Origin of the sequence: Paenibacillus sp. CECT 9249 (genome assembly GCF_918697855.1) — a bacterium.
GTDB lineage: Bacteria > Bacillota > Bacilli > Paenibacillales > Paenibacillaceae > MSJ-34.
In genome coordinates, this window is the sequence record NZ_CAKKLI010000008.1 from 1 (window position 1) to 16,292 (window position 16,292).

Annotated in this window: 12 protein-coding genes; all 12 read left to right on the forward strand. The window is 51.1% G+C overall.

The genetic code is table 11. The annotated features are described in order from the left end of the window. Window positions 1-1,451 precede the first annotated feature (1,451 nt). On the forward strand, window positions 1,452-2,297 hold the full coding sequence (locus LQ229_RS08825; RefSeq protein WP_230191494.1) for an AraC family transcriptional regulator: 846 nt from the start codon (window positions 1,452-1,454) through the stop codon (window positions 2,295-2,297). Window positions 2,298-2,404: 107 nt separating this feature from the next. Then, window positions 2,405-3,784, forward strand: coding sequence for an ADP-ribosylglycohydrolase family protein (locus LQ229_RS08830; protein ID WP_230191495.1), 1,380 nt, complete (start codon window positions 2,405-2,407; stop codon window positions 3,782-3,784). A 20-nt stretch (window positions 3,785-3,804) separates the two neighbouring features. Beyond that, window positions 3,805-5,145: an extracellular solute-binding protein gene (locus LQ229_RS08835; protein ID WP_230191496.1), complete on the forward strand. Its 1,341-nt coding sequence runs from the start codon at window positions 3,805-3,807 to the stop codon at window positions 5,143-5,145. Between the two features lie 80 nt (window positions 5,146-5,225). After that, window positions 5,226-6,137, forward strand: coding sequence for a sugar ABC transporter permease (locus LQ229_RS08840; protein ID WP_230191497.1), 912 nt, complete (start codon window positions 5,226-5,228; stop codon window positions 6,135-6,137). After that, window positions 6,137-6,964 carry a carbohydrate ABC transporter permease gene (locus LQ229_RS08845; protein ID WP_216539701.1) on the forward strand — a complete coding sequence of 276 codons (828 nt, stop codon included), beginning with the start codon at window positions 6,137-6,139 and terminating at the stop codon, window positions 6,962-6,964. Before LQ229_RS08840 ends, LQ229_RS08845 begins: the two co-directional genes overlap by 1 nt. A gap of 471 nt (window positions 6,965-7,435) precedes the next feature. Further along, window positions 7,436-8,524 (forward strand): ABC transporter permease, encoded by a 1,089-nt coding sequence (locus LQ229_RS08850; RefSeq protein WP_230191498.1) that lies wholly within the window; start codon window positions 7,436-7,438, stop codon window positions 8,522-8,524. A gap of 36 nt (window positions 8,525-8,560) precedes the next feature. Then, a complete protein-coding gene (locus LQ229_RS08855; RefSeq protein WP_216539703.1) occupies window positions 8,561-9,148 on the forward strand; it encodes a TetR family transcriptional regulator in 588 nt (195 codons plus the stop codon). 178 nt (window positions 9,149-9,326) lie between these two features. Then, complete coding sequence (locus tag LQ229_RS08860) at window positions 9,327-11,135, forward strand: sensor histidine kinase (RefSeq protein WP_216539704.1); 1,809 nt, start codon at window positions 9,327-9,329, stop codon at window positions 11,133-11,135. Further along, window positions 11,110-12,762 (forward strand): response regulator, encoded by a 1,653-nt coding sequence (locus LQ229_RS08865; RefSeq protein WP_230191499.1) that lies wholly within the window; start codon window positions 11,110-11,112, stop codon window positions 12,760-12,762. The genes LQ229_RS08860 and LQ229_RS08865 overlap by 26 nt, the downstream gene beginning before the upstream one ends. Before the next feature lie 209 nt (window positions 12,763-12,971). Then, window positions 12,972-13,976, forward strand: coding sequence for a Gfo/Idh/MocA family oxidoreductase (locus LQ229_RS08870; RefSeq protein WP_216539706.1), 1,005 nt, complete (start codon window positions 12,972-12,974; stop codon window positions 13,974-13,976). A 41-nt stretch (window positions 13,977-14,017) separates the two neighbouring features. Beyond that, window positions 14,018-15,364, forward strand: coding sequence for a sugar ABC transporter substrate-binding protein (locus LQ229_RS08875; protein ID WP_230191500.1), 1,347 nt, complete (start codon window positions 14,018-14,020; stop codon window positions 15,362-15,364). Window positions 15,365-15,429: 65 nt separating this feature from the next. Beyond that, a complete protein-coding gene (locus LQ229_RS08880; protein WP_216541228.1) occupies window positions 15,430-16,290 on the forward strand; it encodes a sugar ABC transporter permease in 861 nt (286 codons plus the stop codon). The last annotated feature ends 2 nt before the right edge of the window (window positions 16,291-16,292 follow it).

Genomic DNA, 16,292 nt, shown 5'->3' on the forward strand with positions numbered 1-16,292 from the left:
TACGGTATTGATACACCAAAAAGCTTTCGACCTATGATCTGCCCATATTAATTACCCCAAAAACGGATACAGTTTGCAACTCTATTTTCATTTATGGCGATGGTCGTCAGGCCATGGGGGATTTGTATGAAATTTCAAACAGAATCGACGGACTTCAACTCATGCGTCGCTAGTTTTGTATGATTTTTCACCTACCTCTGCAAGGATCGGGGCTAAAATCGCGATCCGTGTATGAAATTTCGAACAAAATAGACGGATCCGATGTATGCGTCCCTCGTTTTGTATGATATTTCGCCTACATTTTGTCATGCCTATGCTGATTCATCATCGCAACCCGTTTTAAAATTAATGCAACGCCATGCCTCAAAATACGCTAACTCCGCCTAAACAGCACTTATGGGGGAAAGTAAGACCTTCCCAAATCCGCTACCTATGACCCTCTCTTCGGAACCATTCGCCGACGCCGAGACCCAGTAATACATTCGATACAGCGCTAGCGAGTTAGCAAAACGCCTCGCAGAACGGCAAAACCTGCGAAAGTGCTGCGAAAGTGCAGGCTTTCACGACCGAAACCGCCGGCTCCGGGGAAAAACTTGCAAAAGCGGATGAATGTTATACCGATAACTGCTCATACTTGAATGAATAGATGGAAAATGCAAATTCAGTCAATTTCATAATTCGCCACCGTTGATGTAGGTGGCTTGATTGCGCATATAAAGGGGATGCCTTCCTATATTTCGAAGTCGATCCGCGCGGATCTACACTCCTTGTTTAGTGCTAACGAAACCGACAATCCTTATTGGGCCTAAAACGACGACGTTCCAATCCTAACGAAAATAGGTATCGTTATTCCATGGAAATCGGCGGGTCTACCGCCTTTTTCCCCTCATTAGCGTGTTTCAGTTTCGTTGCGCCAGCAACAAGGTGATTTAGCAGGCATTAGCGTGTTAACGTTTCGTTAGCTCGCTCGATGGGTCGTCAGCCGCCAGCGCGCCAGCGGTATTTTGAAATTGACTCGATTTGCAGCAATTTTCCTCGGCAGAGCAACAACAAAGCGAAAGGGTGTAAATTGCAGGCTTTATGCGGCCGCCCCAACGGTTTCGGTCCATTCGGGCCATTCGCCTCATGACGGGCCTGTTCGGTTTTGTTGTATAATAAAACTTATTTCAAGAGGTAGTTCAAAAGGTCCTCTTTTGATCAAAAAGCAAGTAGGAGAGAAAACTCGACATCAAATCTTGCGTTCACCCTCGAAGAGCTTCCAATTAAAGAAGTATGTTTCCTCCGGAAACATTTCAGGTGCTCATGTAGATTTTGCACACATTCCGCTCCTTCTGAAAGTTTTGCGTAGCAAAACTCGCTTCGGAAGCATGGGCTTCGGGTTCTCGCAACCTTCACGTGCCGGGAAGTTGACTTTTTGAACTCGCATATCAATGGAAGAAGAGGTTTCTGCCATGGTAAGAAAGCTGCTAATCGACATATTCGAATGGTCTCCGACGACGCATATCGACCCGTTTCATACGCATGATCATTTGGAGATCGGATATTGCCTGTCCGGAACCGGGACGTTTTATTTCGGGAATAAGTCGTATTCGGTTCGTCAGGGCGACGTGTTCGTCGTCAATAATTTGGAGTGGCATGCGGCGTCTTCGCATCCGGACAATCCGAGCAATTATTTATTCCTCTATTTCGATGCGATGATTATCGAACAGGTAGACCCCGATTTGCTGCTGCCTTTCGTTTATTGGCCGAAACATTTCGAGAATAAAATTTCCGGAGAACTGCCTGTCGCAGGTCAAATCGGAAGCCTGTTTCAAGATTTATGGAAAGAGTATCGGAATAAGGGCCGCGGGTACCAAGGGATGATGCATAGCAAAATTTTGGAGATTTGCGCCCTGCTGCTTCGCCATTACGACACCGCCATATCGCTTAAAGACTGGAACCAGGCCTTAATGTCCTACTATCGTTTGAAGCCGATTCTGGATTATATGAAGGAGCAATTTCGAGAACCGATTACGCTCAATAGCGTCGCTGCCATGCTCGGATTGAGCCCGTCGCGCGCGCGTCATTTATTCGCCGAAAAGCTCGGAGGAGGTTTCAAGCAATATTTGCTCCAGCTTAGAATCAACGAAGCGAAAAGGCTGCTCGTCAGCACGGAATTGCCGATCGTCGATGTCATGCATCAAAGCGGCTTCCAAAGCCATGCCCCTTTTTACCGCGCATTTAAACAAATTGTCGGGATGCCTCCGCAGGTTTACAGAGAACAATCCTCAAAATTAGCCCTTTTTAAGAATGAATAATCGAATAATGTGAAGAAAGGCCCATGGAAATCACTTACAATGGGAATGGATTTATTTTTAAGAAGTCGGATTATAATACTGCAACATAAATGAACGGGGGGCACATCATGGCAGGATGGGATTCGCTTTACGCGTTAGTGCGTGAAGAGATCAAACAGCGAGAAGAAGAAGGTGCCGACACTTCCGGATTTGCGGAAAAGTTGCAAGCCTCCGGCCAGGACGAGATGAAGCTGATGTCCATCTACGAGGAGTTGAGGGATTTACCGATATCCCCCGATTTTCCTTATTCCGAGCCGAATGATTTGCAGGCCATCCGAGCCGCACGGCCTGAAGGGCCGCGCAAGCTGCGCTTGAATGCAAGCGACGAGCAATTGCGGGATAAGTTTTACGGCGCATGGCTCGGGCGTTCGGTAGGCTGCGCGCTCGGCAAACCGCTTGAAAGCATGCATTTTCTGGAAGGTCATGGCGGGAATCCTGGATGGAAAAACGTAAAACTCTGGTTTGAAGGCGCCGATGCATGGCCGATTCGCGATTATACGCCAGGGCGTTCAAGAGCGCAACAGGAGCTTGGACTGGAACTGGCGCCTTACGGCGAAAAAAGCCAGCTTGAAAATATCCGTTATATGGAAAGCGATGACGATATCCGTTATACCGTGCTCGCTCTTTCGCTGCTCGAGGAAAAGGGGACGGATTGGGATAGCTGGGATATCGGCAAGCTATGGCACCAAAAGTTAACGTATGCGCAAATGTGTACGGCCGAGACGCAATCCTATCTCAATTTCGCCAAAGTAACGCATCATCTGGAAACGGAACGGCCAAGCGATTGGCAGACGAAACTGGAGTGGGTCCGCCATTATTTGAACCCTTACCGCGAATGGATCGGAGCGCAAATCCGCGTAGACGGATTCGCGTACGGCGCGGCCGGCAATCCGGAGCTTGCAGCCGAGCTCGCTTGGCGGGACGCATCGTTCTCCCATGTGAAAAACGGCATTTACGGCGAGATGTTCGTCGGAGCGATGATCGCCGCGTCGTTTGTTGAAACCGATCCCGAGCGGATTGTCGAAATCGGGCTTAGCGAAATTCCGGCCAACTGCCGGTTGGCGAGCGCGGTGCGGCATGCGGTGGACATTGCGAAGAACTCTACCGGCCAGCTCGAGATGGCGGAGCGAATTTGGGAATCCTACAAACAGTACAATCCGGTTCATACAATCAATAATGCGGCTTTATGCGCCGCCTCGCTCGTATTTGCCCAAGGCGATTTCGAGCGTGCGATCACGACCGCGGTACTGGGCTGGGATACGGATTGCAACGGAGCGACCGTCGGTTCCATTATGGGCGCCATTCTCGGAGCGAAGAAATTGCCTGAGCATTGGACGGCGAAGCTGAACGATACGCTGTACGCGGAAATAACCGGCTTCCATCCGATTTCGATCTCCGAGTGCGCCGAGCGCAGTTACAAGGTGTTTCAAAAAATCAACAACGTATAGAAGCAAAGGGGAGGCTCATGATGAAAAAAGCGACAAAAGTATTCGCCACATTGCTGGTTAGCTGCAGTTTGATCGCGGCGACCGCATGCGGCAACGCGGGCAAAGAAGCGGGGAACGCCGACAGTCAAACCGAAGGCAAGCAAGAAGTGAAGGAGATCACTTGGTACCTTCATAACCAATACGGAAAAGAGTATTTCGAGAACGACGTTATTAAACCGTTCGAAGATCAGCATCCGGATATTAAAATCAATGTTACTTACAACGCCGATCCGGAACAAATTACGAAATCCCAACTGGCTGCGGGAGCAGGTCCGGATATTATTACGACGGACGGAACGACGACGCTGCGTCAGTTCGCCAAAGCGGGCTATCTCGTGCCGTTGGACGAATACAGCAAACAATACGGTTGGGACGAGCGTTTCATTCCTTGGGCCTATCCGCCCGTTACGGTGGAAGGCAGCATGATCGGCTTGCCGGGCAAATACGAAACGGAATTCGTGTATTACAACAAAACGCTGTTTGAACAAAACGGATGGGAAATCCCGACAAGCTACGAAGAACTCGTTGAGCTTTGCAAAAAAATGACCGAAAAAGGCATCATTCCGTTTGCGTTCGGCGCATCGGATTACCGCGGCGCCAATGAATGGTGGCTGTCGATGGCTTATAACGCCACGCTGGGACCGGAAACGTTGAAGAAGGTGCTGTCGGGCGAACTTCCTTGGAACGGTCCGGAATCGACGGAAGCGGTGCAAAAACTGGTCGATCTTTGGAAAAACGGGTATATTAACGACAAGAAATCGCATGCGATTACCGGCGAGGATGCAACCACATTGTTCCTGTCCGGCCAAGCGGCCATGAAGATGGAAGGAAGCTGGCTGCTCAATACGCTTAGCACGAAAGCGGGCGACCTCGATTGGGGCATATTCCCGATGCCGTCCTGGAAGGAAGGCGTGGAAACGAACCTGCCTCTGGCTTTGGGTATCGCATACGGCATTAACAAAAACTCCAAGCATCCGGATGCCGTCGCCGAGTTTCTCGATTATGTAACGCAACCGGAAGTTGCAGCCAAAGGCGTTGTGGCGATGGGGCTGCAGCCGATTAAAAATCTCGATTTGAAATCGATCCCGGATCTGGACAAGCATTACATCGAAGTGTCCGAATTGCTTGACGATTACGGCAAACGCGATGCAACCGGCTATTTGTCCTGGACATTCTGGCCTGCGCAGACAAGAGTGTACTCCTACGACAATATCGAAGCGGTTTTCTTGGACGGCATGGATTTGAAATCTTACATGGATAAGATGGAATCGACGTATCAAGAAGATAAAGCAAGCGGCAAAGTTTACGAATTTACGGAATAAACGGGTTGGGGGCGTACGCTCCCGGCTTTTCAAAGGGGAGCTTATCTCCCCTTTACTTTCATTTAACGGGGTGCGTGCATATGGCTGATATGGTTTCAATGTCTTCGAAGCCGACATCCGGACACCGGCCGAAACGAAAATCGCTGCTGCCTTGGCTGTTCGTTTTGCCCGCTCTGCTGTTGATCGGTTTTGTCATTGCGGTTCCGACGATCGGGACGTTCTATCTATCCCTGACCAATTGGGACGGCATTCGTCCGCCGGAATTTATCGGGCTGAAAAACTTCGCCAACTTAATCCAGGACGTTACGTTTTACAAAGCGCTGGGAAACAACTTCATGTGGCTGTTGTTGTTCTGTACGATCCCGGTCGCGTTCAGCTTGATTGTCGCCGTGCTGCTCACGCGCGTGCGGCGGGGGCAGATGTTTTACCGGGTGACGTTCTTTCTGCCCTATATCTGTTCGACGGTCGTAACGGCGAAAATTTGGAGTTGGATCTATAATCCTTTCTTCGGTATCAACAAAGTGTTGGAAGGGTGGGGGTTTACGAATCTTCCGCTATGGCTGGGCGATCCGGACAAGGCTCTCTTTTCCGTAGCTTTCGTCGACGGTTGGCGGTACTGGGGATTTTTGCTTATTTTATTTTTGACCGGTTTCCACCAAACCGACCGCAGTCTGGAGGAGGCGGCCATGATCGACGGAGCGGGGAAATTCAGAATTTTCCGGAGCGTCATTATTCCGCAACTGCGGCCGACGCTGCTGCTCATTATGATGATGACGATGATTTGGTCGTTTGCCGCATTCGACTACGTATACGTCATGACAGGCGGCGGACCGGGGAATGCGACGGAATTGATCGCGACGTACATGTACAAGGAAGCCTTGCAAAACCAGGCCCCGGGATACGCGAGTTCCATCGCGCTGGCATTGGCCTTGTTTAGCGGAATCATTATCGCGGCGTTCGGATATTTAAGAAAAAGGGGCTGGGAAGTATAATGGCAGAGCGCTGGTTTACAACGTTATCCCGTCATTTTTTTCTGATACTCGTACTCCTGTTTGCGATCGGGCCGATCGCGCTGCTGTTCATTAACGCGGTCAAGCCGCCGGAAGAGTTTCAGGTGAGCCCTTTCTCTTTCCCTTCGCATTTGACGATGGAAAATATAACGGCTGCCTGGACGATGGGGGAATACGGCAAAGCGTATTTGAACAGCATTGTAATCGGCTGCGCGGCCGTCGCCGTCATTTGCGTCGCCGGCGGACTGTGCGCTTACGCGCTGGCGAAGATGGAGTTTCGAGGAAAAGGCGCGATTCTCGCCTACCTTTTTCTTTGCGTCTCCGTGCCGCTCGGCATGTTTCTTGTGCCGCTGTTCTTCGTATGGCAGAAGCTGCATTTGATGAATACGATGATTGGCTTGATTATTATATACAGCGCCATTTTTCTGCCGCTGAACATTTTCATTCTGCGCACGTTCTTTATCGGCATTCCGAAAGAGCTGAGCGAGAGCGCGCGGATCGACGGCTGCAACGAGTGGATGATCTTGATGAAAATTATCGTGCCGATCGCCAAACCGGCGTTTCTGACCGTTGCGCTGCTTGCGGGCTTGTATACGTGGAACGAATTTTTCTTCGCCAACGCGTTCATCCAAGCGGAAGCGCTCAAGCCGGTTTCCACGAAATATTTGACGTTTGCGGGCAATTTCAGCTCGGACTGGAGCAAAATTTCCGCCGCGGGCGTCATCTCGATCTTGCCGTTTACGATCATTTACATGTTCCTGCAAAGAAGGTTTATCGAAGGCGTGGCGGAGGGCAGCTTGAAAGGCTAGGGCCACTCCGCAGATGCCGCTACTGCGGGGCGGGAAACGAATACGCAGCAACCAAAGAGGGCTTCGGCTCTCTTTTTCTATGCAGAGATTGCCAGACGCGCTGCTACTGGCTCCGGAAGCTCTTTTTCATTTAGCGTTAAATGGTGGAGTTATTTCGAAGAGGATGCGCAGTTGTCGCGCCGTGCGCCCTGTCACTCCTCCACCTCTTCTGTCGATATCCCCTTTGTTCAGCAAGCTGGCTTCTTTCGGCGATAAGCGCTACGGAAATTCACCCAAATCCTACAGAGTATATGTAGCAAATCTGCGAATCTTGCTTGATACGATTGACAAGAAATTTTGCTGCGCCTATAATTAAACAAATGTTTAAAACAATTGTTTAATTTAAAAAGAAAGGGTGAAAATTGATGGCAGCGGCAATCAAACAATTTTTGCGGCGTCCTGCAACGTGGGCGGGAATATTGTCGGCATTTTATGTTTCAAATCATTTTCAGTGTGGTATGGACGACAGGTTACGACGGAATAACGGATAACATTAGGCAGTTGCGGGTGGCGATTGTCAATGAGGATCAAGGATTTGGCATGGTGCTGACAGAGCGGATGCGGGAGGCATTGCCTGCGCAGGCCGTTTCTTATTCAAGCCTTGACGATGCGCGGCGGGACTTGAACGAGCGGCGGGTGCACATGGTTGTGCACATACTTTCGTCCTTTTCGGCGCAGCTTCAAACCCCGGATCAACTGGCGGAGATACGTTATTACACGAACGATTCAAATTCTTCGCTTATCCGCAGCATGATGCATGGCATGGCCGACGGCCTGACGAAGAACGCCAACCGGGAGGCCGTATCGATGGCGATCGCGCAATGGGCCGGCACCGCAGGGAACATGCCGGCAGACCAAGCGCAGATCATCGGGCGGCAATTGTCCGAGCGCGTCGCCTCCAAGCTTCAGGCGGATCATCCCGTACGCGGCATGAACAACCAGATGGCTCCGCTTATGCTGGTGCTCGCCTCGTTCGTCGGGGCTATGATCATGGGCATGAACATGGAGCAATCTTCGAGGTCTTTGCCGCATATCGGCCGTTGGCAACGATTTGCCGTACGTGGTATGATAAATACGATTGTGGCAGTGCTTGCCTCTTTGGTCGGCTGCACGTTATTTTGGGCCTTTGGAGGACAGATGGAGCACGGATTCGTCTCCGTTTGGGCGTTTCAATCGCTTGTCATGGTCACGTTTTTGTTTGTGGCTCAGATGTTTTTGCTGTTATTTGGCATGGGAGGCATGCTGTTCAATATTTTGGCGTTGTCGGTCCAGCTTGTCGCTTCCGGCGGATTAGTCCCCACAGAACTGTTATCCGGGTTTTACCGTTCGATAAGCGGGTTTTTGCCCGCTACCTATGCGGTGGAAGGACAAATGAATTTGCTGTTCGGCGGTCCCGGCGTTCAATCGGCGGCTGGCTATCTCGGACTCATTTTGCTCGTAAGCGCCGTCATTGGCTTGCTCGGCGTTGCGATTCGCGGCCGGCGAACGACAATACAAGCCGAACCTTCCGCCGCGGTGTAAGGTTCGGAATCGATTATGGAATGAAGGAGGCGTCTTATGGCGCAGACGGATTTGGACATCAAGACCCGCATATTGTATGCGGCCCGCAACATGTTTGCCCAGAACGGATACGACGGCACGACCGTCCGGCAAATTTGCGAGGAGGCGGGGGCCAACGTGGCGCTTGTGTCGTATCATTTCGGAGGGAAGGAAAATTTGTTCTCCGCCGTATTCGACGCTTTTTTACCTGTAGATCGATTGAAAGAATTGGATGAATTCGCGAACGATCCGGTGAACGGACTTCGTACCATTATGCGGGAGGTCATCCGCTTCCGGCTCGATAATCCGGAAATCATACGTATTATTCAACATGAAATATTGATGCGTTCGCCGCGCGCAAAAGTGCCGAGCAGCTATGTTTTCCCGATATGGGGCAAGCTTAAGGATTTTCTTATTCAGGGCAAGGGACAAGGCGTATTCGAGTACCGGTCATTGTCCCATACGACGATGTTCGTGTTGAACTCGATCCTGTTTCATTATGACGAATCGTTTTGGAGCCCGATGTACGAATTGGATCCCGAGCATTTGGCGGAAGACATCATTCGGTTTGTCCTGTCCGCCTTGCGGTCGAGTGAAACGAGTTGAGTTTGCCGGTCCAGTATATGATCTTGCAAGGAAACACGCAATTCGAGGGAAAGAATGGATCCCGATTGCGTGTTTTTCGTTATGCTCCCGATTTCGCCCGGAAATTTTTCCAATTGGTTTCGTGCAACCGAATGCTATAATGGGTTAAAAACGCTTTCACAACAAAGGGGAGCAGAGCATGAACCGTATTATAAGCGTTTTGGGGCAAAGGCGGTCCATTCGCAGCAACATCTTTTTCTCGATCATATTCTTTCTGGTCGTTCCGTTCCTGATCTCGTTCTATTATATCGACAGGCCGTTGGAGGCTGTCATCGAAGGCAAGATCGGCAGTTCTTCGCAGGACGCCTTGTCTCTGGTCAATATGAACGCGGATGTCGTGATGCAAGACATGTTCAAGATGGCAACGGAGTTGGCGGCAAGCCGCGAGATCGTCGAGATGCTGAATCGCCCGCAGCAAATGAACGAATACGAATGGCTGCAAATCAAACAAAATATACTCCAGAAATTAACGTATTATAATTTTACGGCATATGTGGCGGTGTTGGACGGAAAGGGTCATTTTTTCAGCAGCCGCTATACGGAACAGGCGAAATTTCAAGAGTTGACGCAATCCGCTTGGTACGCCGAACTCGTCAATGAGCCCGGGAAGCTGATTTGGTTGTATGGGGACAACTATACGTTTGCCGACGCCAGCCCGGTAATCTCGCTTGCCAAAAGCGTCTTCGACCCTTATACCAAAAAGCCGATCGGCGTTCTGCTGTTCAGCGTCAGCGAGGAAGATATCGCCAAATATTTAACGAAGCTGGACGGGGCGGCCTATATGCTCGATCAAGACGGCATCGTCATTTCCGGACCGGATGAATCGAAGATCGGAACGCCGGCTTCGCGGGAGATGGCAAGCGCCGCGGATTGGACGGATGCGAAAGGGCAAACGATTATGGAGAGGGACGGGGAGAAATGGATCGTCAATTACAGCACGATTCAGCAAACCGGTTGGAAAATCGTTCAAGTGATCCCTTACGATAAAGTGTTTAAACAAATCTTCGATATACGCAGAGCGAACATTATGATTACGGTCGTTATTTTCGTCATTTTTATTTTGATTACGCTTACGATATCGTATAATATCTCGAAACCGCTCAAGCTGCTCGGCAAAAAAATGCTCGATTTTGAAAATCAGGATCCTGACGGGATCGCGTTCGTCAAAGGTCCGAAGGAAATCGCGCTGCTCGCCGGCACGTACCATAAAATGCTGCGGCATATCAAGGAACTGCTTCAACGATTGAAAGAACAGTACCAGCAAAAGGAGGAACTGCGGTTTCAAGCGCTGCAAGCGCAAATCAACCCGCATTTTATACTGAATACGCTCAATAATATCAAATGGATGGCTTATATCCGGGGCGACCGCGAAGTGGGAGACATGCTGTCAAATCTCGGCGGAATTATGGAGTCGGCGCTCGGCAGGGGAGAGAACTTGATTCCTTTGCGGCGGGAACTCGATTATATTCGCAATTATACTTCGCTCATGAAAATGAAATATAATGAAAAATTATCGGTTACGATCGACGTTCCGGATGAACTCCTCTCAATGCAGGCGATAAAATTTATGCTGCAGCCGATCATCGAGAACAGCATCGGGCATGGGATCGAGCGGTTGCAAGGGATGGGCGAAATTGCGATCCGCGCGGAAAAGCGGGAAGGACATATGGCGATACAAATTAGCGATAACGGTGTCGGAATGGATGAAGAGAAGCTGAATCGCATTCGGGCTTCCTTATCTTTCGGCCCGGAAGGCGGGGCAACGGATCGAATCGGCTTGAAAAACGTCCACGACCGGATCAGGCTCCAGTACGGCGCTCCGTACGGATTAAGCGTTGAAAGCGCCCCGGGGGTGGGAACGACCGTAACGTTGAAGCTGCCTTGCAAAGCGACGAAGGAAAGGAGCGGCGAATATGAGGCCAATGAAAGTGATTTTGGCGGACGATGAAATTCTCGTTCGCCTCGGAATTCGATCGGTGATCGATTGGAACCGGCACGGGTTCGAATATGCGGGCGATGCGCCCGACGGCGCCGAGGCGCTCGACCTGATCCGCCGAACGAAACCGGATATTGTGCTGACGGACATCGTCATGCCGAATATGAACGGCTTGGAATTGATACAAGCGATCAAGCGGAGCGACCCGGGCATTCGAATTATCGTGCTGAGCAGCCATAACGAATACGATTATTTGCGTCAAGCGATGAAGCTGGGCGTGGATGACTATATTTTGAAAGCGTCGATGAAGCCGGAGGAACTGCTGGCGCTGCTGCTCGAGACGGCGGATAAAATCGCGGCGGAACGGGAGGAAGCGGATGCCGGCCCGATCCGCAGCCAGCAGCGCAAGGAATCGGAGGGACGCGACCGGCTCGCCCAGACGATCCACCGCTGGATCGGGGAAGATTCGCAAGATACGCCGCAGGGCGTTGCGGGAAGCGACCGGGATATCGCTGAGGACGAAAAGGAAATACCGCTAGCCGCCAACAATATGCTGCTGTTGCTGCGCGTGCACCCGCAGCCGCCGAATTCCGCCGGCGAACCGTTGGAGCTTCATACCTTGATCGATCTGGCCGAGCTGGAGATGCGCAAATGGCTGCACGGGTACGCCTTGCCTTATAACGACCATACCGTATTGCTGCTCATTCCGATCAAGGAGCCGCTCCCTGAACAGGACGGCATTGTCGAAGGCCTATGCGGCGACATCGTGAGCGCTTTGAAACGGTTTCTGGCCGCATCCGTCTCGATCGGCGTCAGCGAACCTTTTGCGGATCGAACGGGATTGAAGAAAGCATATTGGCAGGCGCGCCAAGCGTTGGAGAGGTATTTTTACGAAGGGACGGAGAAGGTGTACCGGTACGCGGCGGAAACGGAGTTATCAACAAAGAACGGCGAACCGTTATTCACGAAAGAAGACGAACGCGAATTGCGGAACCGGATCGAATTGTTGGACGAGACGGGCATGAAACGGATCGTCGGCCGGGTACTTGGCAGCATGCGGGAGAACAGGCGCCAGATCGATCTTAGTATTCAAATTTGCCTTGCGCTGCTGCATCATTTGCAAGCCGGACTCAAGAAATTCGATGAAGCTTTATTCGCCGAAGGCGAAGGGGAGCCGCTATATAAACAAGTGATCGCTTTTCAGGAACTGCACGAAGCCGAGCGCTGGTTCGACCGGTTGATCGACGATGCCGCGGACCGTGCCAGAGAGGCGTTAAAGAAGACATACCGGGAAGAAATTCAACAACTCATTTTGCAGATGAAACAAAACTACGCGGAAGACTGGTCGTTGAAGCAAGCCGCGCGCATGGCGAATATGAGCGAGAGCTATTTAAGCTATTTGTTCAAAAAGGAGACGGGAGTCGGCTTTGCCGCATATATAAACAACATTCGCGTCGAGAAGGCGGTCGAATATTTGCGCGAAACGAATTGGCCGGCTTATGTGATCGGCGAAAAAGTGGGTTACGACAACATCAATTACTTCGGCAGAGTGTTCAAAAAGTTGATCGGCCTTAGCCCGCAACAATATCGAATGCAGTTCCAACTGAAAGGGAACGAACATGCCATCCCCAAACATTAATTTGGGGATCTCTTTTTTCTTAAAATAATGAAAACGCATCCAAAAAAAGTGAACGATGGCGATATAACGCGACGTCGAATTGAAAATATGTGAATGAAGTCATAGGTTTTGTGCATTTCTTATCCGCCGCGCCAATTTTATAATGCAAATGTAAGCGCTTGATAACAGCTGTTATCGGGCGCCAAGACGACTACCGAGGGGGATAAAGCATGATGCACACAATGAAAGTTGCCGTGATCGGACTCGGCGTCATGGGCCAATCGCATACGCGCCTTTATGCCGAAATGCCGAATGTGGAACTGGCGGCCGTTTACGATATTAACCGGGAATTGACCGAACGGATTGCGGCGCAGTACGGAACGGTTGCCGCGGATCGGGTCGAGGCGGTTTTCGAAATGCCGGACCTGGACGCGGTCAGCATATGCACGGCGGACGATCAACATTACGAACTTGCTATGCTCGCTTGCAAATCCGGCAAGCATGTATTGATGGAGAAGCCGCTTGCGTCCGATATTCGCGAAGCGCAGGAAATTGTCGAGCGAGTCCGGCAATCCGGCATTAAGATGATGGTCGGACATACGCTGCGCTGGGACCCGCGCTATTACCGGGCATACGAGGCCGTCCGCGGGGGCAAAATCGGCAAGCCGCTCCATCTGTACGCCAGACGGAACAATTCATTCGCCAACGGACAGCGCCTGAAAGGACGCACCTCCGTGCTTATGTTTCTGGGCGTTCACGATATCGATGCGATCGAGTGGATTACCGGAGATCAAATCGTGGAGGTATATGCCGTAAGCGTGAAGGAAAGACTGGCCTCATTCGGCGTATCGGACGCTACGCTAACGACGCTTCGATTCGCATCGGGGACGGTAGGCAATTATGAGACGAGCTGGGTGCTGCCGGAGCATCATTTGGAACTGGACGCCAAATTGGATATTACGGGAACGGAAGGCGCTCTGAATGTCGATATCGTCAAACAGAACATTTCAATTCATTCGAATACGCGATTTACGTATCCAGATACGGCATACGGAGTGGAAATGTACGGAAGAATGACCGGCATTATGAAGGAAGAGCTGACGTCATTCGCGATGTCCGTACTCCATGACGAGCCGTTGCCGATTTCGGTTGAAGAAGCTTATCGCGCGGTATATATTGCGCATTGCATGGAAGAGTCTTTGCGAACCGGACGCCCGGTTGAAGTAAGATCATAACGGATGTGCCTATCTCGAAACGTTTGCCAGGAGGGGTTATGATGACAAGATCGACGAAATGGATTACATTGCTTCTGCTCGCTTTATCGCTTGCCGCGGCCGGCTGCGGCCAATCGGGCGGAAACGCGGGGGGCGGTAGCGAAGGCGAAGGAAATGCCGCTGCGGACCAGCCATATAAGGGACAGCAAATCAGCGTGCTGCTCGAAGGGCATCCGACGAGCAACGCGATGCAAAAAATGCTGCCCGAATTCGAGGAGAAAACCGGCATTAAGGTCAATTTGGAAATCGTTCCTTACAGCGATTTGACATCCAAGGCGTTAATGAACTTCTCGAGCAGTTCCGGGCGCTATGATGTCGTCATGGACGATATGGTGCACGGTATCGGGTATGTCAACGCAGGTTATGTCGAGCCGCTCGATTCGTTCATGCAGAATGAGTCGTTGACCGCTTATTACGACGCGCAAGATTTCGTGCCCAAATATTTGGACGTGATGAAAGTGAACGGTCAAAGCTATGGTTTGCCGGTATACGGCGAGAGCAATTTTTTGATGTACCGCAAAGATTTGTTTGAAAAATACGGCTTGCAAGTTCCGAAAACGTACGACGAACTTATGAATGCGGCCAAGACGATTCACGAACAAACCAACGGGGAAATCGCCGGCATTACGCTGCGGGGCGAACAAGGAATTCAGAACGTATACGTATGGTCGACATTCCTATGGGGCTTCGGCGGCCAATGGCTGAACGAACAGGGCAAGTCGGATATCGCGTCGCCGGAAGCGGTCAAGGCGCTCGAATTTTACCGTGAACTGCTCACGAAATACGGGCCTACAGGCGTAGCGAACTTCGGTTGGCAGGAGAACAGGCTGCTGTTCCAGCAAGGAAAAGCGGCGATGACGATCGACGCGACGGTCAACGGCGCATTTAACGAAGACCCGAAGGAGTCCTCGATCGTCGGCAATGTCGGGTATGCTCCGGTGCCGACGCAGACGGACCAGCCGAAAGGCGGCGCTTCCACCTTAACGGTGCACGGCATCTTCCTGTCGAAGGACAGCAAGTATAAGGAAGCGGCTTGGCTGTTCATGAGCTGGGCGACTTCGAAAGAGCAGCAGGTCAAGTCGATGTCGATCGATCCGAACGCCGGCGTCACTTCGCTTAGCGCGATGAAAGAGCAAGTGTTTATCGATAAATTCGGCGCCTTCAAGGATGCGATGCTGGAAGCGATCGAGAATGGAAATACGGACTATTTGCCGCAAATCGCCCAAGCGAATGAAATGATCAACAATACGGGCGTGGCGATCTCCAAGGCGTTGACCGGACATACGCCTCCGGCGGAAGCGCTTAAGGAAGCGAACGATCTGAACAATCGGCTGCTGGAAGCGAACTAACGACGAATCAATGAGGGTCGAGCGCCGCAACCAGGCCTTGACCCTCATGTAAGGAAGTGAGATGAATGCATAGAAGCCAGCGTTATTGGTTGATGCCGAGCATACTGATTCTGATTCTATTCTCGGTCATGGTACTCGGATATTCCGTTTATTTAAGCCTTCATAATATCAGCATGATTAAACAAACCTTTTCGTTCGTAGGCCTGTCGAATTTATTCGATTTATTCCAAGACAAACGGGCTTGGGCTTCCGTCGGCAAAACGCTGCAATTTTCTTTCATCGCGACATTCGCGGAACTGGCGCTTGGTTTGGCGATCGCCCTCTATTTCAACCGCCAATTCCCGGGACGAAAGCTGGTCAGGGCGCTCATGCTCATTCCGATGATTATGACTCCGGTCGTCTCCGGCTTGATATGGCGGATCTTCTACGATCCGAACGCAGGGATCGTCAACTATTATTTGGGCGTCCTCGGCTTGGGGAATAAGCATGATTGGCTGGGCAGCGTCGATTTGGCGATGTTCTCCGTCATCATTGCCGACGTATGGCAGTGGACCCCGTTCGTGTTCCTGATTATGGCTTCCGCTCTAGATGCGATGCCGGGCGAGCCGCTGGAAGCGGCGAAGGTCGACGGGGCCAATGCTTGGCAGACGTTTCGGAGCGTCGTCCTGCCGCTGTTAAAGCCGGCATTAATGGTTGCGTTGCTGCTGCGCCTAATGGACAGCATCAAGACGTTCGATATCATCTATGTCATGACGCGGGGCGGTCCTTCGCTCGCGACGGAAACCGCCAATATGTACGCGTATATTCAAGGGTTTAACAATTTCAACTTGAGCTATGCGACCGTCATTAATTTATCGATTACCGTTTTGCTTACGTTCGTGTTCACCTTTTTATATAAATCGATGACAGCGAAGACAAGAGGATAGGA